22 protein-coding genes are annotated in these 23701 nt (G+C 54.6%); 6 read left to right on the top strand and 16 right to left on the bottom strand.

The genetic code is table 11. The features are described 5' to 3' along the window. Positions 1 to 6 precede the first annotated feature (6 nt). Together ACSV5M_RS15695 and ACSV5M_RS15690 are read right to left on the bottom strand one after the other, a co-directional pair. On the bottom strand, positions 7 to 564 hold the full coding sequence (locus ACSV5M_RS15695; protein ID WP_439177232.1) for a glutathione S-transferase family protein: 558 nt from the start codon (positions 562 to 564) through the stop codon (positions 7 to 9). Positions 565 to 689: 125 nt separating this feature from the next. Next, a complete protein-coding gene (locus tag ACSV5M_RS15690; protein ID WP_439177230.1) occupies positions 690 to 1112 on the bottom strand; it encodes a nuclear transport factor 2 family protein in 423 nt (140 codons plus the stop codon). Between the two features lie 210 nt (positions 1113 to 1322). Here ACSV5M_RS15690 and ACSV5M_RS15685 point away from each other — a divergent pair, with 210 nt between their 5' ends. Together ACSV5M_RS15685 and ACSV5M_RS15680 are read left to right on the top strand one after the other, a co-directional pair. Further along, the gene (locus ACSV5M_RS15685) at positions 1323 to 1841 is read left to right on the top strand and encodes a hypothetical protein (protein ID WP_439177228.1); all 519 of its coding nucleotides are present in this window, start codon (positions 1323 to 1325) and stop codon (positions 1839 to 1841) included. A gap of 77 nt (positions 1842 to 1918) precedes the next feature. Beyond that, on the top strand, positions 1919 to 2611 hold the full coding sequence (locus tag ACSV5M_RS15680) for a YceH family protein (protein ID WP_439177226.1): 693 nt from the start codon (positions 1919 to 1921) through the stop codon (positions 2609 to 2611). Here ACSV5M_RS15680 and ACSV5M_RS15675 read toward each other — a convergent pair. Beyond that, positions 2577 to 3098 (bottom strand): MOSC domain-containing protein, encoded by a 522-nt coding sequence (locus tag ACSV5M_RS15675; protein ID WP_439177224.1) that lies wholly within the window; start codon positions 3096 to 3098, stop codon positions 2577 to 2579. The two genes, ACSV5M_RS15680 and ACSV5M_RS15675, sit on opposite strands and share 35 nt — an antisense overlap. Before the next feature lie 50 nt (positions 3099 to 3148). Then, on the bottom strand, positions 3149 to 3685 hold the full coding sequence (locus tag ACSV5M_RS15670) for a hypothetical protein (protein WP_439177222.1): 537 nt from the start codon (positions 3683 to 3685) through the stop codon (positions 3149 to 3151). 990 nt (positions 3686 to 4675) lie between these two features. Here ACSV5M_RS15670 and ACSV5M_RS15665 point away from each other — a divergent pair. The 4 genes from ACSV5M_RS15665 to ACSV5M_RS15650 all read left to right on the top strand — a co-directional run bounded on the left by ACSV5M_RS15665 (position 4676) and on the right by ACSV5M_RS15650 (position 9445). Then, on the top strand, positions 4676 to 6130 hold the full coding sequence (locus ACSV5M_RS15665) for an undecaprenyl-phosphate glucose phosphotransferase (RefSeq protein WP_439177220.1): 1455 nt from the start codon (positions 4676 to 4678) through the stop codon (positions 6128 to 6130). A gap of 17 nt (positions 6131 to 6147) precedes the next feature. Next, positions 6148 to 7314, top strand: coding sequence for an outer membrane beta-barrel protein (locus tag ACSV5M_RS15660; protein WP_439177219.1), 1167 nt, complete (start codon positions 6148 to 6150; stop codon positions 7312 to 7314). A 54-nt stretch (positions 7315 to 7368) separates the two neighbouring features. After that, the gene (locus tag ACSV5M_RS15655) at positions 7369 to 8193 is read left to right on the top strand and encodes a polysaccharide pyruvyl transferase family protein (protein ID WP_439177218.1); all 825 of its coding nucleotides are present in this window, start codon (positions 7369 to 7371) and stop codon (positions 8191 to 8193) included. A gap of 64 nt (positions 8194 to 8257) precedes the next feature. Continuing rightward, positions 8258 to 9445 carry a polysaccharide pyruvyl transferase family protein gene (locus tag ACSV5M_RS15650; protein WP_439177216.1) on the top strand — a complete coding sequence of 396 codons (1188 nt, stop codon included), beginning with the start codon at positions 8258 to 8260 and terminating at the stop codon, positions 9443 to 9445. A 62-nt stretch (positions 9446 to 9507) separates the two neighbouring features. Here the strand turns inward: ACSV5M_RS15650 and ACSV5M_RS15645 are convergent, their stop codons facing one another. From ACSV5M_RS15645 to ACSV5M_RS15590, 12 genes are all read right to left on the bottom strand, one after another. Then, positions 9508 to 10995, bottom strand: a complete 1488-nt coding sequence (locus ACSV5M_RS15645; RefSeq protein ID WP_439177215.1) for a lipopolysaccharide biosynthesis protein — start codon at positions 10993 to 10995, stop codon at positions 9508 to 9510. A gap of 48 nt (positions 10996 to 11043) precedes the next feature. Then, positions 11044 to 12135 (bottom strand): glycosyltransferase, encoded by a 1092-nt coding sequence (locus tag ACSV5M_RS15640; protein ID WP_439177213.1) that lies wholly within the window; start codon positions 12133 to 12135, stop codon positions 11044 to 11046. A gap of 2 nt (positions 12136 to 12137) precedes the next feature. Continuing rightward, positions 12138 to 12911 carry a WecB/TagA/CpsF family glycosyltransferase gene (locus ACSV5M_RS15635; RefSeq protein WP_439177212.1) on the bottom strand — a complete coding sequence of 258 codons (774 nt, stop codon included), beginning with the start codon at positions 12909 to 12911 and terminating at the stop codon, positions 12138 to 12140. Continuing rightward, positions 12908 to 14068 (bottom strand): GumK N-terminal domain-containing glycosyltransferase, encoded by a 1161-nt coding sequence (locus ACSV5M_RS15630; RefSeq protein ID WP_439177210.1) that lies wholly within the window; start codon positions 14066 to 14068, stop codon positions 12908 to 12910. Before ACSV5M_RS15630 ends, ACSV5M_RS15635 begins: the two co-directional genes overlap by 4 nt. 27 nt (positions 14069 to 14095) lie before the next feature. Continuing rightward, positions 14096 to 15148 carry a glycoside hydrolase family 5 protein gene (locus tag ACSV5M_RS15625; protein ID WP_439177208.1) on the bottom strand — a complete coding sequence of 351 codons (1053 nt, stop codon included), beginning with the start codon at positions 15146 to 15148 and terminating at the stop codon, positions 14096 to 14098. Beyond that, positions 15145 to 16281 (bottom strand): glycosyltransferase family 4 protein, encoded by a 1137-nt coding sequence (locus tag ACSV5M_RS15620; RefSeq protein ID WP_439177206.1) that lies wholly within the window; start codon positions 16279 to 16281, stop codon positions 15145 to 15147. Before ACSV5M_RS15620 ends, ACSV5M_RS15625 begins: the two co-directional genes overlap by 4 nt. Then, positions 16271 to 17635, bottom strand: coding sequence for a polysaccharide biosynthesis protein GumE (locus ACSV5M_RS15615; RefSeq protein WP_439177204.1), 1365 nt, complete (start codon positions 17633 to 17635; stop codon positions 16271 to 16273). Before ACSV5M_RS15615 ends, ACSV5M_RS15620 begins: the two co-directional genes overlap by 11 nt. Before the next feature lie 22 nt (positions 17636 to 17657). Continuing rightward, on the bottom strand, positions 17658 to 18557 hold the full coding sequence (locus tag ACSV5M_RS15610) for a chain-length determining protein (RefSeq protein ID WP_439177202.1): 900 nt from the start codon (positions 18555 to 18557) through the stop codon (positions 17658 to 17660). Beyond that, positions 18530 to 19909 (bottom strand): chain length determinant protein EpsF, encoded by a 1380-nt coding sequence (epsF, locus tag ACSV5M_RS15605; RefSeq protein WP_439177200.1) that lies wholly within the window; start codon positions 19907 to 19909, stop codon positions 18530 to 18532. The genes ACSV5M_RS15610 and epsF overlap by 28 nt, the downstream gene beginning before the upstream one ends. Before the next feature lie 12 nt (positions 19910 to 19921). Further along, on the bottom strand, positions 19922 to 20722 hold the full coding sequence (locus ACSV5M_RS15600) for an SLBB domain-containing protein (RefSeq protein ID WP_439177198.1): 801 nt from the start codon (positions 20720 to 20722) through the stop codon (positions 19922 to 19924). A gap of 466 nt (positions 20723 to 21188) precedes the next feature. After that, complete coding sequence (locus ACSV5M_RS15595; RefSeq protein WP_439177197.1) at positions 21189 to 23120, bottom strand: hybrid sensor histidine kinase/response regulator; 1932 nt, start codon at positions 23118 to 23120, stop codon at positions 21189 to 21191. Next, positions 23117 to 23647: a YfiR family protein gene (locus tag ACSV5M_RS15590; protein WP_439177196.1), complete on the bottom strand. Its 531-nt coding sequence runs from the start codon at positions 23645 to 23647 to the stop codon at positions 23117 to 23119. Before ACSV5M_RS15590 ends, ACSV5M_RS15595 begins: the two co-directional genes overlap by 4 nt. Between the last annotated feature and the right edge of the window lie 54 nt (positions 23648 to 23701).

Below are 23701 nucleotides of genomic sequence, written 5' to 3'. Positions count from 1 at the left end.
GCGAGGTTATCCGTGCGGAATCGTTTGAGTAAACGGTTGGTAAGCGCGTGCACCGGCGAGAAAGGCGGTGAGGTTAGGGTACTCGTCAAAGGTAAAGCGCTTGCGGAATAACACCCAGTCCAGGTAACACAGCAAGCGCAACTCTGCATCATTATAAGGACCGGCAGAAGGCCAGCGCATCTCATTGAGCGTCGCAAGACCCGATTGGATGCGCGCCACATGGCGTTGCAGATAAGCGCTCTGCGCGGGCAGGATGCCGTCTTTCTCCAACATAAATAAATTTACTGTGGCTTCGAGCAAGGTATTCACTAGACAGAAGCGATCGTATTCAATCGCTGTGAAGCAAAATGCCTGCATATTTTTTTCGCGCAGGTACTTCACAATGGAACAGGAATCGGTCAGGAATAATTCACCGTCTTCCAGAAAAGGCACTTTCTTGGTGGGCGACCTGGCCGCACTGGCGACGCCGTCGGTCACAATGAATTCACAGGGCAAACCGCTTTCCAATAATAAAATGCGACAGTGGCGCACGAAAGGTGAGGTGTAGCTGCCGTAAAGTTTCATTGTGTCTCCCGTTGATCATGCCCGGTTTCATACGTGGATGGTGAACCACCTGTCGGTGGTTCACCGGGTATTGTTAACCATAGGTCAAAAAAAGCGTACATACCTAATTGTTTGTTGTTCCGCTGTTACAACTTGAACGCCTGGCGCGCAAGCAGTTTCCATTCACCGTGTTGTTTTTGCCACACCATCATGACACCGATGCGAACGCTGCCGGCTTTGCCGCTGTCGTTGGTGTCGCCAGTCAGGATGTGGCGCACGATAGCGACATCATTAATCAGGCTGATCGTCTGGTCCTGCAGGTCAATGGTGACAAAATCCGAGGAGCCATTGGCCAGGTTAGCGATAAAGGTTTTCTGGTCTTCCACCCGCCCGCTGGAGTGGCCGTAGTTCAAGGCGGAGGCTGTCAGCGACAGCAGGGCTTTGGTGTCGGCATCGATCATGGCTTGACTCAAGGCATTGATGCGTTGTTCAAGCTCAGCGGCAGGTGAGTCGGCCAGCACGCCGTGTGATGCCCACAGAATAAAGAGGAATGACAGTATTTTTTTCATCGTGAGGGTTTCCAGATAACAGGTTGATAGGAAAGCGGGTTCCGTTGCTTTTTCATCAGGCTATCCCTGGTCACCCGGATTCTAACCTGTCCCCGTTATTTTCATAACCCGCACCAGGGATGTGAGGAAGTGTTAACTGGCGCTAATTCAGGTGGCATTCAGTTGATACGTCCTAATCTGGCGCCAGGATCTATTTTGGAGGTGCAGGTTATGAACAAGTTAGCACTCGGTCTGGTGATCATGGCGAGTCTCGTGATTGTGGGATGTGGCGGCGGCAGTAGTTCGGCAGCGCCTGACCCCTCCTATAACTACACGCCGGCTTTGGACAGCTACCACATATTCGACAGCTATGACACAGACACCGCCTATTCCAACGCGCCCCTGGCATTGAACCCTTACCTCTACTACGGACTGTTTGAAATTTACTGGGCCGCCAACAGCCTGGAAGACTATCGCGTGCGTGTATCGATCAATGACCGCCCAAGCTTGTCCGACAGCGTGGAGATTCACAACGAGCGCTGCGGCGCCGGCTTGCGGTGTGACCAGGGCGGTAGTCTGTTGTGCGAGTACGGTGCAGATTTAACGCTTTCCTGCGATACCAGTCTCGAGCCGGTGGACATCAGTTATCTTTTTTACACCATTCCTGAAGATCTTTATTTATTTCTGGAAGTCTGCGATATCGATTCGCCCTACTGCGAGTACGACTATTACCCGGTGACGATGGAATAAACCAGCGTCCGCAAAAGGGGATGCAATCTTCACACGGGAGGCATACTCTATGCCTCCCGCCAGTGTGGAGAATATGCATGAGCCAGATCGACCCCAATACTGAAACCGAGCAAACCGAACCCCTGTTAAACGAGGTGGAAGCGCGCATCCTGGGCGCACTGATGGAGAAGCAACTGGCTACGCCGGATGCTTATCCTTTGACGCTCAATAGCCTGGTGTTGGCCTGCAACCAAAAAACCAGCCGTGAGCCCATCACCCACCTGGAAGCCGGCGAAGTCCAGCGCTGCCTCAGCCAAATGCAAGACAGAAAACTGATCGAAGTGGATTACGGCTCCCGCGCCAATCGCTACGACCAACGCCTGACACGCGTGCTCGGTCTGGATAAAGCCACCCAGGCACTCCTGAATGTCATACTACTGCGCGGCCCGCAAACCCTGGTGGAATTGTTAACGCGCACGCAACGCATGTTTGACTTTGCCTCACCGGAAAACCTACAGGAAAAACTGGATCAACTCTGCGCAAAGACGCATCCCATCATTCTGCGGATTCCGCGGCAAGCGGGGCAACGGGAAGATCGCTACATGCACCTGTTGTGTGGCAAACCCGACCTTTCGACCATCGCCGCCATGGGCAGCAGTGCGAAAAAAACCGCTGCACCGGAATTGGAAGAGCGCATCGAAAAACTGGAGGCCCAGGTGGAACAACTGCATAAACTGGTGGAAAAATTGCTCGATCTCAACGGTGTAAGTCTTGAGGATCTTTGTCAATGAGTGGAACGCCTGACACGCGTACATTATCACCCACACGAATGACACCACTCTCAATAACGCGCGCCGTGATGCCACCGTGGCCGCGCACGGCGTTGTAACCACCAGGGCCAAAACGCGTTTCCATTTGTGAGCAGGGATGACACAAACCGGTGTACTCCAATAGCGCATCGCCAATAACAAATTGTTTATTCTTCAGTGCCAGTAAATTTAATCCGGCCACGACTATGTTGCGACGCAATAATTCCGGAGCAACGGCCTCCTGGCCGAGTAAGCTGCCAATGACGGCAAGATGTTCCCACTGGATCAAGGTGACCTGCCGTTTGCCGTTGCGGCTGGCGTAGCGATCACCGCGCAAACCTGCTCCGGCCACCGCGTCTACTTCTGCACGAATTTCCATCGCGGCACCGCGTGCCGGACGCGTTGCTATCCAGCGCACCGCGCCGATCTGGGGCAGGGTATCCAACAGGGTTTGCAGTGAATCGCTCATCGTGTCCGCTCGTTCATCAAATGACCGAGGATTTTAAAGACACGCCACGTTTATTGCCAGTCAGGCTCGCGTTTTCCCGCCATGCAATCGCGTACGTCGTCGTCAAGCAAGTTGTCGGGCTTAATGCATTCTTGCAGCGAGCGTTGACGCTGTGTGTTATGTGCAAGGTCGGGCGGATCACGTTGCGCATCGTCCAGTGCGCGGCACGCCGTATCGCGGTAGGTTTTATTCTCCGGCGATGGCTGGCGGTTGTAGCTGTTGATCCAGAAATTGCAGGTCGCCAACAATTTCTGCACGACCGGATGATCGCTTTCAACATTGCGCAATTTTTGCGTATCGGGTTTGCTGCGCTCGCGCGATGCGGTTCCGGTGGCCCGATGCATAACCGGTTGTCCACGCAGACATTCGCGATACCGCTCAGAATAGGTTTTGCGTTGTGCCTGCCAGCGATTCATTTGCTTGGCGCTACCGCCGGCGCGCTTCAATTGCGTGTAGCGGTCTACCTTGGCTTGCAGATGTTCACAGGCGTGGGATGTCAGGGGGATCAGCAGGCAGGCTGCCAGCCAACAGAGGGTGAGATAGCGCATAAATTCTTCCTTGAGTGGTGAATCCTTGATACTGGTGCTGGCAATACCTGCCGCAGCCGGTTCGTTTCCGAAGGCGAACCTTAAACCAGTCAGTAAAAAAATGCCAGACCTGCAAGAGCCCGGACTTTTTACTTTCGGCGTCTCGGAGATCATAGAGGCATTCAGGAAATAGCCCGCCAACTAAAAACCTGAACGAAAATTTTCTCACAAAGAATCTTTGGTGCCAGCGATTGTGACGCATATCCTGTTTTGCGTCACGGCAATTTGCATTAAAGCCGTTCATCAAAAAAGTCGAAGAAAAATAGTCACGCATTCATCAGTTGGACATGATTCAGCGTTTTAATCCGCTGTGCATCTGGTTCACAGATTAACTTTTCTCTTGCGTTAGTGAGTGGAAGCGAACAGAAGGCGCTAAGCCGTGAATGCAAGCTAGGCTCCACCAATCGATCTGGCGATCAGGTAAGCGCGGTGTAAAAAATACTGACGTTTTATTGAGGCGCCAAGCGCAAGAAAATAAGAAGTCCTTCCTGTGTTTTTTTGATGCTCATCGCGTCCATCTTCGCAAGGTTTGCTTTATTGGCAAAGGAGATGTTTGTGATTAAACACCAGATAAGGACATGCGATTGGTATCGAGATGTAAAAGGTTAACCTGATGACAAGTGGAGGTTGGCGCGTCAAATGTAGTAGAGGTTTCATTAAACAGGTCAGCAGTTTTAAACGTTATGGTTAACAACTCTAACAACAAAATTGAATTCGAATGGTTTCATTTTGTGGGCGTAGGGTCGTAAAAGTGCCTTAAAGTGGGGCGAACGACTTGCAGCGAAATCACTACGGTAAACGGTGGTGGCGGAAAAAGTATTTTGGAACAGTTTTTTTGGTCCCTTTTCCGCCGTCGACGAGACTTGTCTCACGCTGTTTGCATACATATCCATCTCTGGCTTGAAAAATGCAAGTCGGAAAGTTAAAGCAGTAACGCGCATGGAGGTAGTTATGGGTAGTCAACAAATACCAGGTATTTCGGGGGCCCCGGTTGTATCCAGTCAGCCACCAGTTATACGGCTTCATCATTCAAAAATCCTCGCACTGTTTCGTGCGCTGGATAGCTTTTTGATTGTGTTTATCCTCTGGGTGACGCTCAGCAGTATGGAGCTGGCCTGGACCAATTCCTACACCGCGTTGGGAATCAGTGCGGTCATCATCTTTGGTTTTTTTGCGGAAGGTAATGAAGTGTATTACCTGTGGCGCGGCCACTCTACTGAAAGCCTGGCGTATCGGTTGATGGGTGCCTGGGTGGGCACGGCATTGGCGGTCAGCCTGGCGGCCTTGACGATTTACATTTTTCGCGATGTCAATCTACAGGCCATCTTCACCTGGATGGTTGCCACGCCGGCTGTCATGATCGGTTTGCACTGGGCGCGTCGCGCACTGTTGACACGTTTGCGCTCAAAACCCACCGAGCCGCGTCGCGTTGCGATTGTCGGTGCGAATAATCTCGGCTCGCGGGTGGCGAAATCCATGCGCGGTATGCCGTGGATGGGTTATCGCGTCGTCGGCTATTACGATGATCGTCAAGGTACCGAGGATCCGACGCGTCGCCTCAACGAAAATGACACCACTATTCGTGGCGGTTTTGAACAGCTTTATGCCGATGCGCGCGATGGCAAGATTGATATTGTGTTTATTACGCTGCCGATGCGCGCTGAATTACGCACGCACTCATTAATTGCACGTCTTGCTGACACCACGGTTTCCGCCTATCTGATTCCGGATGTGTTCAACTTTGATTTGTTGCATTCGCGTTTGACCTGCCTGCAAGGGATCCCGGCCTTGAGCATCTACGACTCGCCCATGGTGGATAACGGTTGGGCGAAACGTATGGAAGATATCATTCTCGGCACCGGCTTGATGATCGCATTGGCCCTGCCGATGTTGATCATCGCACTGGGTGTGAAGTTATCGTCACCGGGGCCAGTGTTCTTCAAACAAACCCGTTACGGTATGCGTGGCGAGCGAATTAAAGTGTGGAAATTCCGTTCGATGACCGTGTGCGAAGATGGCGAAGATGTGCCACAGGCGCGCAAGCAGGATCCGCGAGTGACACCGTTCGGCGGATTTTTACGGCGCACATCCCTGGATGAATTGCCGCAACTCTTTAATGTGTTGTCCGGCAGTATGTCACTCGTCGGTCCGCGTCCGCACGCTGTGTCGCACAATGAATTTTATCGCAGCCAGATCAAAGGCTATATGTTGCGCCACAAGGTAAAACCTGGCATCACCGGCCTTGCGCAAATCAATGGTTTCCGCGGCGAAACAGAAACGCTCGACAAGATGTCCGGCCGCATTGCCTACGATCTGGAATACATTCGCAATTGGTCCTTGCTGATGGATTTAAGAATCCTGTGGATGACGGTATTCAAGGGCTTTGTTGGTCAACACGCCTATTGATATCGGGATATTGTTCAATGCGGGATTCATTAGCTTTTCGTGTTTTACCTTTATGTGTAGCGGTGGCGATGCCGGCGGCGGCACAAACTGATCTGTTCTCTGCCGGCGCTTCCGTGCGGCAATTGTGGGACAGCAATTATGCGCGCACACCCGAGGAAGATTCGGAACAAATCACCGTATCTTCAGCGTTTGTCGCGCTGGATAAAACCCTCAGCCGTCAGCGTTTTATCGCGCGTTGGCAAGTGTCGCAATACGATCACGCCGACCGTCCCGATCTGGATGCCACGCTCAACGAAGGGCGGGTAACCTGGCAGGGGCAATGGGGCAATCGTTTGAAGTCGCGTCTGGAATGGATGCGCGATTCATATCCAGTGGATCGCCTGGAATTCCAGGACAAGGACATCGTGAAGCGCGACGAAGCCCACGCGCTGATCAGCTATGGCGCCGGCCACCGTTTGACGTTGGGTATTGGCGGTCGCCAGGCAGAGCAAACCCACTCCAATGGTTTGCGCGAAGGCCTGGATTTTGATGAAGAAGAAGGTTATGTCGAAGCGGGTTATAAAACCGGCATTCAGTCTACGCTGTTCTTGCGCGTTCGGTACGGTGAGCGCACCTATCCGAATCAGGAGATTGGATTGCCGATTGATGATCCGGATACTCTTGAGCCATTTGAAGATCTGGATTTTGAATATCAGCAGGCGGAACTGGAAACGGTCTGGGAAACCTCTGCGAAAACCAATCTCACCGCAACACTCGCCTACTTTAACCGCGACGGTGTGGTGAACGATGGTACCGGTGTGCTCGCGATCCTGGAAGCAAACTGGGCGGCAACGGAAAAAACCGAATTTAATGGCGGTTACTCTTATCGCGAGCCAGCGGTGGGTGAAACGTCTGATTCTCCGGCAGGTACTCACACTTTATTCGCCGGTGTGCAATGGCAGTGGACGCCCAAGATTAACGTCGGTGCGGATGTCAATTACGTTCAACAAAAATATCAGGACGACAGCCCCGGCCCGGATCGCGATGAAAAGGTATACAGCGCATCACCCTTACAGATGACGTATCAGTTTTCTGACTATTTTTCTATTCGTCTGGATACGCGTTGGGTTGATCGGGATTCACCGCTCGCTTATCGCACCTACACCTCATCGCAGGCCATCCTGGGTTTATCCTTTCGATACTAGCGATAGGTCATTCATTATTTAACGCACGAATTATTTTTTCCATTGAGGTGAAACGTGTTAGCAAAGTTGTCCACACTGGCCAAAAATCTCACCCATTCATCGACGCCGTTAGCAGGGCGTTTGCCTTATCCGCATGTGGACCTGTTTCACTGGTCACCGAGCAATGGCAGCGTTAATTTCGGTGATCGATTATCCGATATTGTGACGCGCCAGATGCTGGCGTTCCACGGCTTGAGTCTTGATGACCAGGTGCGTGATCCGGCGCGCTTGCTGGCTATCGGTTCGATCTTGCATTTCGCCCAGAGCGGCGACAATGTATGGGGCTCCGGTTGGAACGGCAAGATCCCTGAAAAAGAATTCACAGCAACCGATCTGAAAGTGCACGCAGTGCGCGGTCCGCTAACGGCAGAATTCCTGCGCAAGCGCGGCATTGTCGTGCCGGACGTTTATGGCGATCCGGCACTGCTTTTACCTTACATTTTTAAAAACCGTTTTGCCGCTACCGCCGAAGACGATTATGTCGTCGTGCCCAACTTGCATGACCTGCCGCTGGTCAGTAACCACCCAAAGCTGGTGTCACCTTTATGGGGTTGGAATATCGTCATCAATAAAATTCTGAAAGCGAAGTTTGTGCTGGCGAGTTCGCTGCACGGTTTAATTATTGCGGAAGCCTTCGGTATTCCGGCGCGTTATGTTCGCTTGTCACAAACGGAAGATCTATTTAAATACAAGGATTACTACTTTGGCAGCGGGCGAACTGAAACGGAATTCAGTTTTGCGAATTCATTGGATGAAGGTTTGGAGATGGGTGGCGCTCCTGCTATCCGTTACGATCATACCGCCCTGATGTATGCATTTCCGTTGGAGTTGTGGAATTAATAAACCGTTGTACCGGCGTTAGTAATGCAGAAAAATCGGGAGACAACCTTTAAGGAGAGCAGTTATGGGTGCATTATCAGCAGCGATTGGACGTACACTGGCCAACTGGCGAACACAGGAAACCCTGACGCAAGGTGCCTTGATTATTCCACCCGCCATTCCCGGTAGCCTGGGGGATGCGGCGATGATATCCGCATCGGCAACATTCCTGCGCAATGCCGGTGTGTCTGGTGTCGATTTGCTCTACGGCAAAACCTGGATGCTGGATGAAAAAATTGATCGGCGTGTTCCCGGCGAACGTTTTTTCTATCGCCAGTCCCGTATTCAGGAAGCGTTACTGCTAGCACGCTTGCCGCGTTATGAAGCTTGCTATTTTATTGGTGCTGATGTCATTGACGGGGCCTACAATCCGCGCTCGGTAAATGCCCGCTTGTCTCTGGTGGCGGAGGCCGCCCGTTTAGGCAAAACGGCGACGGTACTCGGTGCCAGTTACAACACCCACCCTGAAAGCACCACCCGTGAGATGCTGCGCACCCTGCCTGCCTCTGTGACGGTTTGTGCGCGTGATCCTGTATCCAGGATGCGCATGGAGTCCATGCTCGAACGACCCATCCGGCAAGTCGCTGACCTTGCATTTTTACTGCCGCCGCGTCCTGAGCATCTGTTGGTACAACAAGCCCATGACTGGATCGAGCGACGTAAAGCCAAGGGCGACCAGGTCATCGGTGTGAATGCGAATTACCTGCACGCAGAAAAAGATGCGGGCATTCCGCCCGCGTTGAAAGTGTTTATCCAGCAGCTGTTGCGGCAACCCCTGTCGCTGGTGTTGATTCCCCACGATACCCGCTCAAAACGACCTGACCAAACATTACTGGAAGACGCAACCGCCGGCTTATCCGATGCGGAACGCGAACGTATTTTTATGCTGCCGCCGATCAGCCCTGGTGTAGTCCGGGCGGTCACGCCAGCATTGGATATGCTGGCGACCGGGCGGATGCATACGGCCATCCTCGGGTTAAGTGGCGGGACCGCACCGTTTAATTTTGCTTACCAGGATAAATTCGAAGGATTATTGCAATTCTTCAAGCTTGAGCAGTCGGGTTTATTGTCCACACCCAAAGAACTTGCCAGTGATCCGGTGAGAGTGGCGGAAAAATTTTTGCACGTGTTACACGAGAAGGAAACCTTTCAACAACACATTCAACAATATCTGCCGCAGGTATTGACACTGGCGCGCGCCAACTTCCTCTAACAAGCTTGCCAGGCCGCGGGGAATGGCAGGGTTCGCCATGACATTTTCAGCGGCCGATAACCTTAGAGCCGCAGCAGTTGGCGTACTTTAATAGCGGCGGGCCGTATCTTTTGCGGAATCATATCAATGCTTTCGCCAAAGAAATTTCGCGTCTCCGCGCGAAATACGGTGATCATCAATACCGCATAGATCAAGCCGCCGATGGCCGCCAGGCTGATCATACTCAGTGCCACCGGTAGCTCACTGATGGCTGTCAATTTGAGCCCCGCGACACTGACTAACATGATCAGCGATGCACAAAAGGACGCCGCGACGGATTTAATCACCCGCAGAATCGCTACACCAAACACCTTGCGGAAAAAGTACATGTTAAAAAATATCGTCAGGTAACTTCGCACTGCAAAACCGTAGGCGGCGGCGATCAAACCGAATGACACCGATGCCAGCCCCAGCCCGCAGTTAATCACAAAGACAATACTGGCCAGCGCCATAACCATGCGCGAGTTGCCACTGGCAGTGAGCGCGGCATTGATCTGAAAACCGATCACCAGTGGTGCAGTCCCCAGCGCGAGGATTGTCATCACCTGGCCGCTGAGCGCCCACTTTTCGCCAAACGCAAAGATAATAAATTCCGGCCCTATGGCCGCTGCGCCAAAAAATATCGGGAAGGTCAGGTAGGCGCTGATCTTGATCACCCGCAGCGTGCCTGCTGCCTGTTGGTCGCGCTCGGGAATGCGCGACAGCGCCGACAATACCGTCTGTTCAAAAGGTTTGAGCACAATCTCTTGCAAGATAAACAGCGCGCGCCCACCGACGCGGAAAAACCCCAGGGCGGCTGGCCCGATCATTACGCCTATCAGGACTTCAAAAATCTTGGAACTGATATTGCCGATCAGTTGTGCGGCCATCAGCGGCGAAGAAAATGTTAACAGCTGCTTACAATCTTCTTTGGAGAACACCAGGCGCGGTACCCAGCGCGATGCCACCAGTGTAAATAGCGTGATAACACTGTGATTGATCAGTTGTTGCCACACCAGGGCCCAGACACCGAAACCTTTTATCGCCAGATAAATACCCACCGCACCCGACAGCAAGCCCGCGACCACCATGCGAATGGCGATAACCTGAAAAGCAAACTCCCGCTTTAATTTTCCTTCGTGGACCGCCTTGGCGCCCTCAATAAAAAAAATCACCGACAGGACTTGCAGAATCGGCCCTGCATCGGGTTCATAATAGGCTTCAACCAGCGGCACACCGATAAAGAAAATCAGTGCGCTTATCAGTAAGGCGAAGACCATATTGAGGTGAAAGCAGGTTGAGGCGTAGACATCGTCCCATAATTGCCGCTGCACGATAGCCTGGGGAAAGCCGGCGTTGACGATAATTTTCCCTGCTTCTACTACAATCAATGCAAACGCGACCAGGCCGATTTCAGCCGGGGCGAGGATGCGTGAAAGGACGATGAAAATCAGAAAGCTGACGACGCTGTTACCACTGGCCGCCGCGCTCATCCAGACTGTACTGCGGCCCAAACGTTGTTTTAATGTCATGTAGATTTATCGATCAAAAAGAAATAAAAAAATAACACAGCGGGTCGCTTATAAACGCTGATACAACTTCACCGTCGCATCAGCCAAATGATCCCAATTGTATTCATCCAGCGGGCAGACTGCCGGGCGCTCAGCTGCTTCCAGTTGCGCAATCGCCTGTTGCAAGGTCGGCGCCTGGAATTCATCACGGTAACTGTGAATCCATTGCGTGCCCAGTTGTTTTTGTAACACCACCATCGCACCAATATGCGGTGCAATCACCGGTTTATCAAATGATAAAGCCAGGAGGAGTGCGCCGGAATTAAAGATCGCTTTATAAGGCAAAACCACAATGTCCGCTGCACTCAGGTAGGTGTGCAATTCGTTGTCCGGAATGAAGCGCAAGAATAGATGGACATCGGGATTTGCATCGGCCAGATGTTTGATGTCATTGGCCAATGCCGGCGTTTCCGGGCTGCCGGCTACCACCAGCGTGTAGCCGCTGAGCATGGCTTCATTGAAAACCCGAATAAGATTGGCGACATTTTTGTAAGGTTTGATCATGCCAAAAAACAGCAGCACTTTTTTGTCGGGCAATAATCCGAGGGCGGCCTTGGCTTGTTGTTGATCAATAGCGGCGGGGTAAGAGTTGCGATAGTGGCCGTGAGGAATGATTGCGTATTCAATAGTGTCTGGTGCCCGATATTGTTTAAAGAATGCGTTCTTGCTGTCTTCGCTCATAAAGATCAGGCCGTCGCAACGCCGGATAAACCAGTTCATAAAATGCTGGGACAAACGCGGACGAAAGGCATCGTGGGGCGCGACGTTGTGAGCGGTCCATACGATCCTGGTGCCTTTGAGTTTGAGCACTGTCATGATCAATACGAACAGCATAATCCGTTGCCAGGCTTTAACAAAACCGCGCTCATTCATATAACCGTCAGGCCAGTGAAAGTGCACAATGTCATACCGTCCCAACAGCGCTTTTTTGTGTGAGTATTCATCCACTGGTACGCCGGCTTTTTGCATCTCGCGATAGAGCAGGGCGTTGTAAGGATTCACCCTTTCATTGGAAAAGGCTGGCGAGGCCAGAATGCGCATCGCCGGGGTGGCACCGCTACGGGTCTTGCGACCATCTGCATAAACGTGAGAGGTTTCCATGCTTAATCCTGTAGCGGTACGCGGGCAGGTTGTTGTTTGCCGGCACGTAGGCACAGCGTCAGGAATATCGCAATATCAATGGTGTACCGACGCATCAGGCGTGCCGGTTCAAGGCACAAACGATACAACCACTCCAGGCGCAATCGTTGTACCAGGCGCGGTGCGCGAGGTTTATCCCCGGCGAGAAAATCCAGTAACGCACCGACGCCGATAAAGACCGTCGCCGTGGCGTGTTGACGATGCTCAAGAATCCACTGTTCCTGCATGGGGTTGCCCATAGCCACCAGCACAATATTGGCGTTGGCGGCGTTGATAGCGGTAATCACCCGTTCGGGATCGCGCCCCTGCTCATAACCGTCGCAGGTGCCGACCACGTCCACATCAAAATCTTGTTTCAAGGTATGCGCGGCCCGCTGCGCAATACCGGGTTTACCGCCGAATAAAAATACCCGCGCTTTGCCGCGTACGCTGTGTAAATACTGGGGTGTAAAATCGGTACCGTTGAGGTTCTGCGGAAACCCGCGGCGATGCACCAGCCAGGTGGCAATATCCACACCAATGCCGTCGTTAACAATCAGGGTGCGTGGTTCGTTCATGGCATCTTTCATCGGCTGGCATTTGACGATGAAGTTGGTGTTGGCAAAAAACAAGGTGTGCGTTTCACCGGTTTCCAGCGCACGTTGTAATTGCTGCGCGAGTTCGGTGGCTGTGGTGCGCAGCAACGGAAATCCGCCCAGTGCCAGGGTGTCCGGTGATGGGTTTACCGACATGTTCATGCAGTCATCTCCGTATCGCGAAAAAATTGCGGGGTCAGCAGGCGTTCGGTGACTTCGCCCCAACTCAGCACCGGTCGGGTGCTCAGTGGTTGTACCGGGCTCAGCGCGCGAGTGATGGCTTGCTCGATGGAATCGGCATTACCGATTTCATAACCGAAGCGCGTGGGATAATCCGCTGCAATAAAATTCGGACAGATGGCCGGCAATTTAAAAAATTCGTATTGGATTAATTTCAAGGAGGTATCGCGCAAGTAAGCCGGTAAATTCGTACTTGAGTAAGGCGCAATACCGATACGCGCATGTTTGATGTAACGCAGGGTCTGGGCGAATGGCATCTCACCGTACACCGTCACGTTATCGCCATACTCCGGGTGGCGTGGGTGACCCGAGCCGATGACATGAAAATGAATCTGCGGAAAACGTTGGGAGGCGAGAATAAAAAACGTGGGATCAAACAACATGGAGCCCACGGATACCGCGTGAAGGCCCTCGTCTTCATAAGGCGAGGGATCAGCTTGCTCGGCCACCGAATGATCAATACCGTGGGGCACAAAGATCAGGTTGTGGCGACTGGGAATACTTTCAGCCAGGGCTTTGGACGGCAGCGCAATGGTGTTGATACCGCTCGCGGCCCGCGCAAAGGCATCGTTCACATACTCAGCGACGTTGATGGCTTCCAGTGAGTCCGATGCGCGATACAAAATCTTTGCTGCCGGATTCAGTTGTTTAATCAAATCAAAAAACACCGGTGCCACCCCGCTTTCCAACAAGATAACCGTGGCTTCCCTGATCCACTGACGCAACACATTGTTGCGCCCCTGACTGTACCAGCGGTACATCGCACTCTCCGCCGGGCGCAACCAGCTGCGCCGGGTATTGAAAGGGTGAATCATGGTCTTCCATAAGTAGCACTCCACGCCTTGATGCGTGGCAATACGATTGGCTTGGTCGTCCAGCGACAGGCGTGGATCAGATGTGTAGCGCGAGAGCATGCTGTAACGCAGCGAAAAAAATCGTGTCGGCCCGCGCTTGGCCAGTTCATTGGTAATGAAATGAATACTCGCCTTGCGCGGAGAGCGATAGTCGTGCGCTGACAGCACCAGGAAGTTATCCGTCGCGGTGGACGGTTGTTCCATAACAGCGGCTTGCGAATTCATAAGCATGCTCCCATTGCGTGCAAAAAATTAATTCACCGGCTCCGGCGGATTGGGTGGATTCTCAATATAAAAATGATCTTTCAGCAGCTTCCACTGCAAAGACGGGGTGGTGGCGTTGGTGTTCAGCGCAAAGGGATAATCACCCCACCAGCCGCCTGCGGCCCAGTAGGTCCAGCCTTTCCACATCGGTCCTTTCATCAGCGACAGCATGCGCTCCAACACTTGCAGGCATTCTTCCGTAGTCGCCACACCAAATTCGCCCAGGAACAGTTGTTGGTTATGTTCTGCCGCCCAGGCACTGATACGTTCGAACCTGGGATCAAAATGGTCTGCAGGATGGCAATCAGTTTTGGTGCCGGAGTACCACTCGTCGGCGTACTGATGTACCTCCAGGGTGGTGCGTTTGAGCGGATCTTTCAGGTCGGCAAATTCTTCAGCATTGCTGGTTTCGCCTTTAGGTTTAAACCAGTCGTGCAGACCGCTCCAGCTGCCGCCGCCGACAAAGATGCGATTGGGCGCATCGGCGTCGCGCAAGGCTTTTACCGTGCGCTTGGCCAGGTCGGCCCATTGCTCGACAGGCATATGCGCCGGTTCATTCATCAGCCCGAAGATAGTTCGGGTCGGGTCGGTAAATTCTGCAGCGATACGTTTCCATAAATCGACAAACGCATTTTCCAGTGCGGGTTTTTCTTCAAAGGACTCGCCGTAATATTCGGCATAATTGTGTACATCAAGGATGACGCAGAGCCGTTGGGCGGCGGCTTTATTGACCGTATTCTTCAGCCGTTTCAGTTCATCCTCATTGAGCGGCTTGTTGGCCTCCGGCTGCAAGCGCTCCCAACGAAACGGCAGGCGAATAACATTGGCACCCTGGGTGGCGATATAGGCCAGTTCCGAGTCCTTGGGGTAGGTGTAATCCTTGAAGACCACCCCCGGCAACCGCTTCGAATTGAATTCCGCGCCGGCAACATTTACCCCGGTGAGGCGCGCGGCACTCAGGCAGGTGGTGGCATGGGCTACGGATACCGTGAGCAGTATCAGCAGCGGCAGGGAGAGAGCAAGATGGATAAGGGATTTCATGTCGGTCGACCTCCTAACTTGTCGTATAACTCCAGGTAGCGCTCGGCTACTCTGGGCCAGGCGTATTGCCGCGAGAAAGACATGGCAATGCGCCGCCGCGCAAGATAGGCATCCTGCCCCTCCGCATGAAGTTGCAGGAGACTGTCTATGGCGGTATCCAACGATGTGTTGTCGGTATTGATAGTGAAGCCCAGGCCGGAGCGCTTAGCCAAGCGCTGGAAGGGGGGAATATCACTCAGCACCGGTGTCAGGCCCGCGCTCATCCCTTCGATAGGCGCGATCCCGAAACCCTCGTGGCGCGACAGACAAAGAAAGTAACTGGCTTGCTGGAGCAGGCGGCGGATCTCCTCATCACTGGGATTGGCCACCAGTTGCACCTGCTGGCTAACCCCCAGTTCAGCCGCCCGCGCTTGCAACTCGGCCAGGCTGTGGTCGTATTCGCGCCCGGCGATGATCAACTGCCAGCGTGGGTCGCGCGCCTTGAGCCGGGCAATCAGGTGCAAGGATTCCAGCAGGCCCTTGTTCGAGGACCAGCGCCCGAAATACATCAGGGTCGGTTGCAGGCTCGGGGAGGCCTGGTCGCGGTATTTGTCCACATCCACGCCATTCTCAATCACCTTTAATTTCGGCTCGCTCATGATGCGGCTGAACAGGTGGCCATCGTTAGCGCTGGTGGCTACCACCTGGCTGTAGGCCTTGGCCGACAGGCGGGTGATGGTTTCAAAGTACGCCTGTTTGGCGCGGGAGGCAAAGCTGGTATGGAAGAAGCCACCGTGGGTGGACAGTACCAGCGGGCGACGATGCCACCATTTGGTGACCGCCAGAAAGTCGTAGAAGAAATCCACACCGTGGACATGCACCACATCCGTGGAGCCCAGCTGCCCGAGGATACTGGGACACAATGGATAGCGACTGGAGCCGTAGTAAGGCAGGCGCACCACTTCCACGCCGCCGATCTCCTCGCGCTGGGGTAGCCGCTGGCTAGTGTTGCGGAACAACCGGTCGAGAGTAATGATCCGGGTGCTTTGCTGACCCGAGCGCGCCTGATGCATGGCAATGTTACGCACCACTTCTTCCATGCCGCCGATGGACGGCAAATACTGGCGAACAATATGGGTGACGTTAATAGACATCCTTCCTCCGGGTGGCTGATGAGTGAGGAGCCTGGGAGGCCTGCTCACGGAATTGATTGACGCGGTTGATTAGCGGTTGGGATGAAGGGCTTGCCGGCGCCGGGTTGCGCAGGGTGCAGCCCACCAGGAACCACAGCATGGCCGCTGTCTTGAAGGCAAATAACGAAGTGCCGCTGACGCACAGGATCAGCGCGATATAAACCGACACAAAAGCGCGAAAGCGTTGCCCGCGTTCATCGGGAATATTGAGCAACCACAGGCTGAACCAGAGCAGCAGGCACAGTGGCAAACTGAAGGTGGAGAGCACGTAGGCATAGCCCATATCGGCAAAGTTTTCACCCGGCCCGGCGCCCAGGAGGGTTGCCACATCAAACTCCGCCAGCGCCCAGCCGCTGATGGCCAGGCGGCCGAGGAAGGTGTCGCCGATACGTTCATTGATCATAGCGCCAGCTATCATCACGATAGCGATGGCACCGAAGGGCGCTAGAATGGCGAGGTACAGGCCCTTGCCGCTGAGCACCAGCCGCATGGCCACCATCAGGGACACGGACATCAGCGCGAAGCGCGAATCCGCCAGCACCATCAACACGATCGCGGCACCAAAAAAGAAAATACCTTTGCGCCACTCGGCTTTATCGCGGCTCAGGCCCCAAGCGGCAGTAATGGCCGCGAAGTTGCCCAGGGAGACGGGTTCGAGGAACACCGAAGACACCCGATGACTGCCCAGTAAACCGGGAAATAACGTGCGGCCAATGCCTTCGGGGCGGATGCCGTTCATCTGCAATTTACTGTCGCGCACATATTCGGTGATGACTTGCAGATTCCCGATATTCACGTAGTACCCGAAGATGTTGAAAAACTGGGTATAGAGGTCGAGCAGGAAAAATTCGAACAGCCCCATCGCCACGACCACGCTGAATGCAAAGGCCAGGGCGCGGTCGGCCAGCTCGGGGCGGCCGATGTTGCAGCCGAGCCAGAAGAAGACCAGCGGGATCAATAAGTCGCGGAAGGCTTTGATTTCAATCTCGCCGCTCAGCAGGGTCAGCAGGCAGAGCAGGGCGCCCATCAGAGCCAGGATGACGATGACACCGGGTAGCAGGCGGCGCATGAGGATCGGCAAACAGGCCGCCAGTATCACAGCTTCAGCCAGACCGACCATGGCGCGGGAGACGGAAAAGACCTGGGTGTTGATCAGGCATAACAAGGCCTGGTAGGACACGGCGGCCACCAGAATTCCCAATACCAGACGCCGCTCGAACACCTGCTCGGCGCTTGCGTCTTTCATGGGCGAACCGTCCAGGGCGGGCGACGAAGCCAGCAGGCCGGGCGCTGAGTGATAGCGTGCAAATCCCATCTTGACCTCTATCGTAATGGGCCTATTGTCCCAGAGCCACGCCCACCAGACGCACGCCGACACCCCACAAACTGGCGCAGAGGTTTTCCAGGTCTTTCATCCGCGAGTTGTGTTGCCGGGCGATCAACAAGGCTGCGCCAGCATGGGCTGCCACTAACTGGGCATCGCGGTTGCGTGCCATGGGAGGGGTGCTGATCAGGGTCACATCGAACCGGTTGGCCAGTTCGCCCACATAGTCCCGGTAGTTCCGGCCCGACAGCAGTTCCTGGGGATTGGGCGCCTGGGTACCGGCGGGCAATAACCAGAGAGATTGCAGAGTCGTGACCGGCAGGGGCTGGATGCGCGCGCGGTCGGCGATCAGGTCGGACAAGCCCGGTTGGCGGCTGTCGATCCCGAATAATTTGTACAGCTGGGGCTCGCGCAGGTTGCTGTCGATCAGCAATGTGCGCAGCCCGAGCTGGGAAAAGACAATGGCCAGGTTGGCGGTGGTACGGGCGATGGTGTCGGCCTCGTCCGCACCCACCACTGCCAGGCTGAGATTTGGTGCAGTGTTGAAGTAGCGCAGCATGAGTTCACTACGCAGGCTGCGCAGGGCCTCCACCTCGCTGCTGTCCGGCTTGAACACCGCCGTCAGCGACGGCGCGAGCCGGCTGGCGGCATCGGGTACCGAGGTATAGGCAAACTGTCGGGCGAGCACGGAGCGGATATCTGCCGGGCTGACCAGCCCAAGGAGTAAGGCCGCCTCGCCGAAGCGGATGCCCCGCTCATTTTGCAAGGCGATGATGGCCTTGAGGTCGGCGGCGGTGATCTTGCCGTTATCCACCAGCATATGGCCCATCTTGACGCGGGTACTGGGGACTTGCAGGTCTTCAGCGGTAGCCTGTGCCAGGTTGTTCATCGCTTGATCTCCCTTTTGGACCAATTCCGTTCCAGAGGTATGTAAGCCAGCACGGGGATACCCAGGCTGGCTTCCAGTTCGTCACCGCTGCGGACCCGCCGGTCAATCCACTCCCAACACAGGGCGACGGCTGTGCCAAGCAACAGGCCGAGCATGGTGGCAATCACCAGGTTCAGGGCCGGCTTGGGTTCGGTGGGTTTGCTGGGCACCGCGGCGGTATTGAGGATGGCTACATCGGTCAAGGCGATACGGCTCTCCAGCTTGGTTTGTGAGGCGCGCGCCAGGGCGGCGTCGTAGGCGGCCTGGGCGTTATCCACTTCCTGGCGCAGCAGGGTGAGCTGGTTGCGGTTGCGGTTCAGTTGCAGCACATGTTCTTTTTGCGCGGCGACCTCGGCCTTTAACTGCTCCTCGCGACTCTGTGAGAGTTCTACCGAAGAGCGCAGGCTGCCGCCGACCAATTTAAGTGTGCGTTGCAATTGGCTTTGCAGTGCGGCCACTTCGCGTTGGGCCTGGCGATACTGGGGGTGATTGCTGCCGACCTGGGAGCCTATCTCGGCCATGCGGGCCTGGGCCTGGGACAGCTCGTCAGAGATCTTTTGTACCTGGGGATTGGTCAGCACATGTTCCGGCAGGGCACCGGGTTTGCTGCCATCCAGTTGTTTGCTGCGGCTTTGCTCATCGAGCCGCTGGCCTTGTACCACCAGCAGCATGGAGGAGAGTTCCGCGAGCTTGGCGCTTTCCAGGTCCAGCCGATCACTGGTAGCAATGATGTTGTGTTCTTCCTGATAGGCGGCCAGTGCATTTTGCCGATCCACCAGGTTTTCCCGCAGGGCTTCCAGTTGCAGGTCGTACCATTGGGTAATTTGTTTGGCCGGCTCAATGCGCAGCTCCAGGTTGGTCTGGATATAAGCCTGGGCAAAGGCATCGGCGATGCGCGCCGCCAATTCCGGATTGCGGGCTTTGAAGGAAATGCTCAGCACACTGCTGTCGCGCTGAGGAGTAACCGACAGCCCGGTCTTGAGGTAATAGAGCAGCCAGCCGCGCGAGGGCAGGGGTTCGGTGCTGGCCGCACGAAATTCGGGTTGCAGGGCCGGCTCTTCGATCAGGTTGAGTTGGTCGATCACCTTGTTGGCCACATTGCGGCTGCGGATGATATCGGCTTGGGTGGCAATATAGCCGGACAGCATCCGCGCCGGCAGGGACTCGCCACTGATAGGGTCTTGCCCCTTGCCGTCAATGATCAACTCCGTCGCTGCGGTGTAGGATTTAGGCGTCTGGAAGGTAACAATACCGGCCACCACCACCGCGATCAGGGTCATACCGGCGATGGTCAACCATCGCGCGCGCAAGATTCGTAAAAGTGCTGCCAGGTTCATACTGCTGACTCCCTAAAAAAGGCTTTCCTGAATAACCAACACATCACCGTCCACTACCGGCTGGTCGGGTTGAGCCCGCAACTCTTTGGTAGAACCATCAGGCTGCCGACGATACAGCTTGACCGCTTTGGCATTGGCGCGTGCGGTTGGGCCGCCGCCAACACCCAGGGCTTGCATCACGTTAAGTTTGCGGTCGAGTGGGTACATGCCTGGCGAGCGCACCTCACCACTCAGATAAAAGCGGCCGGCCACCGGAACGTAGATCGTGTCGCCGTTTTTCATCCACACCACCGGCTGGTCTTCTGCATCGTGATTCAGCAGTTGTTGCAGGTCGTATTCATAACGTTCCTGTTTGCCGTTTTTATCTGTGCGGATCAGGATCAGGTGTTCGCTACCGGTTTCGGCAACGCCACCGGCATAGGCCAGGGCATCGGTCAGTGACGTGGGGCCTTCCAATACGAGTTTGCCGGGATTGTTAACCTTGCCCAGAATCGCCACGGACTGGCTGCGGTATTTGGTGATCAGGATATTGACGTGAGCATCCTGTAAGAAATCACCGCGCACATAATGATCGGCGATCATCCGTGCGGCGTCGGCACTGCTGCGACCAGCGAGCTGCACGCTGCCGAGCAACGGAATTTCCAGGGTGCCATCACCACTGATTTGTCCCTCGGTGGTGAGATCAGGCTGGTTATAAACGGTCAGGCGAATTTCATCACCCGGTCCCATCAAGTAACGGTTTTGTGCGTGGGCGTTGGCAACTGCCATGCAGATCAGGACGCCCCATACTACTGTTCGAAAAAATTCCTTCATGGGTTTTCCTTTGTGGCGTTCATGGCCTTTCCCCGTATAACGACGAAGCTTGCGTAGCAATACCTATGCAAAAGAAAGGCCGCTTCGGGAGTGCTTGAGAAAAGGGGTGCCGGTTTACACCAATTGCGGAAGCACAATGTGAAAGAGTTACCACTCTTCGTGTCGTCCGCCGTCGTTTCCATCGATGTAACAGCACAGGTTTGAAGTTAGTGTGAGCCTTTTGTCTTACAGCCGTGTGTAAGCTACCGCTTCGGGTGAATTTACTTCCGTGCGTAAGCTAACACTTAACTGACGCATGATTTATTTTGTGCGCCAGGTCCGTGAGCCACGGGAGTGCGTGCGCACAAGGAATGTGCGTATTAATGAGAAAACAGCGAGGTGAAAGCGGCGTATGAACGCAGCGAGGGCGCAGGAAAAAACGCGCGATGAAATAAATAATTTTTGTCCGTTTTTTTGCACCGCACAACTAATGTGAATGATGTGTGCGCCGGTGCCCATCATCGGTATCGGTTACCAGGGCTGTCCCTTGTTCGAGGATCGCCAATATCTGGGCTAACTCTACCGGCTTGACCAGATGATGATTAAAACCGGCGCGGCGGGATAAATCGCGGTCTTTCTCCTGGCCCCAACCGGTCACAGCAACCAGGACGCATTGACGGGTTTCGGGAAATTGGCGTAGCAATCGCGCCAGATCGTAGCCATTCAAACCCGGCATACCAATATCAAGGAACGCAAACTCCGGCATAAAATTGCGCGCAATATGTTGCGCCGTTGAACCCTCGTGTGCTGTGCGTACATCATGGCCCAGCGCGCTTAGCAGTGTGGCCATGGTGGCCACGTAATCAACATTGTCATCCACCAATAAAATACGACGCAGGGAGCGGGTTTGCGCAATCGGTCCCGGCGATTGGTCAGCGTGCTTATCCGGCGCTGCGGCGCAGGTGAGGTACACGCGAAAACTGCTGCCCAAACCGGGGCCGCCGCTGTGGGCGACGAGTTGCCCGCCGTGGAGTTCGACCAGGCGTTTTGCCAAGGCCAGGCCAACACCTAAACCCGCGTGGGTGCGTTCGAGCGTCTGGTCGACCTGGGTGAACATATGGAAGATATTATCGAGCATATCCGCTGCCAGACCGATGCCATTGTCGGTAACTTCCACCACCACTTTATCGTCCAGCAACTGCCCGGTGAAATTAATCAAACCGCCGCGATTGGTGTACTTGGCGGCGTTGTTCAACAGGTTGGAAAACACCTGCGCAAGCCGGATTGGATCGGCATCGATATACAGCAACTCGTCGGGCATGGTGACATTGAGTTGATGGCCGCAGTTTTCAATAAATCCGCGGCTGGCTTCCACGGCGTCACGCATGATGGACTGCACATCAATACGGGTTTTGCTGATGGTTAATTTTCCTGTCGTGATGCGCGAGACATCCAGCAGATCGTCAACCAGGCGCACCATTTGTTTGAGCTGGCGCTCCATGACCGATTGCGCGTTGGCGGCGATGGCAGAGTTGGTATCCTTGGCGCGTAGGATATGTAAACCATTGATCAAGGGCGCCAGGGGATTGCGTAATTCGTGCGCAAGGGTTGCGAGGAATTCATCCTTGCGGCGGTCTGCCTGGCGCAGGGCATCTTCGGCGGCTTGCCGTTCACCCATCTCATGTTCCAGGGATTGATTAGAGGCTTCCAATGCCCTGGCTCGGCGTTCAACCTCGCTGAGCATATCGTTGAAAGCATCGACCAGCACACCGATTTCATCTTCGGTAAATTTTTGCGCGCGCAGGGAGAAGTCGCGACTCTGCATCACCTGGCGGGCAACATTGGTGACTGCGAAGATGGGTTTGGTAACCGCACCGCGCAACCAGGTTGCCACCAGCAACGCCAAGCCCAGGCTGGCTATCAGCACGCCGCAGAGGATAATGGCATAACCCGCCAGGCGCGCGCCCAGTTCGTAGCGCGCATGAATATACACCGCGCCCAGTGGCACCCCGTTTTTTGCGATCTGTTGCCACACGTGGATGCGATTGCCATCAATGATCTGTTGGTTGATGGTTTGCGGTCGCTGAGGTGTTGCGATCGCGAACTCCCCGTCATTTGAATACTCCGCAAAGACCGCGCCGTCGTCGGTGTAGAGCACTGCACGCAGAATCATCGGACGGGTGCGCAATAAATCCAGGTTCTCCTTACCGGTTACCGGGTCGTTGAATTCCAGTGCAGGCGTGCTCACTTCCGCAATAATATTGGCCTGGGTGGTGAGATCCTTGATGATGCTGTCGCGGTAAGTGGTCAGATCATAGGCGAGCATTACCATCGCATAAACCACCAGCGCCGTCAGCGTTGTGGCCATGATCACCAGCATCAGGCGATTGGATATGGAACGCTTGGCGATACGCATCATGGCAAGGTCTCCTGTTCAACCGTCGAAGCAACAGATAACAACCGGGCACTGAGTTTAAGGTTGTTGCGGCGGGCGCCAGAGAGTGACACATCGAAGCCGACGCGATCCTCCAGCAAACGAAGGTTGATGATGCTGCCGGGTACCAGCCCCTGTGAATTTTCCGTCACGATAAGAAACGCCTGTTGTTCAGCTAGTCTGGCCAGGTGAGGCAGGTGGTGCTCGGCATCGCGCCCCACAAAGACAATATGCGGATTCTCGATCCGTTCGACAAAACGGGTTTTGAAGACGCTGATGGCGCGACCCTTGATGTTGCGGTCACGCGTAATAGCGCGTAGTTCACTGCCCACCTCGTTCGCATCCAGCAGCCAGATACGGTAGGGCGATTGGGGCTCAGCAAACGCCGTTGCCGGCCATTCGGTGTAATCGAGGAACTTGAACAACATGGCTGCTTTGATTTGGGTTTCAGCGGCCTCGGCGACATTTTCAGCGCGGGTTGCGCTGATGGATCCGCATGTGATCAATGCCACGAGATAGGCGAGGCAGGTTAACCACCTCTGCCTGCGTGAGACGCCGTTTGTTTG

Origin of the sequence: Cellvibrio sp. ARAG 10.3, from assembly GCF_051846955.1 — a bacterium.
GTDB lineage: Bacteria > Pseudomonadota > Gammaproteobacteria > Pseudomonadales > Cellvibrionaceae > Cellvibrio.
This window is presented reverse-complemented; position numbering and strand designations above follow the sequence as displayed.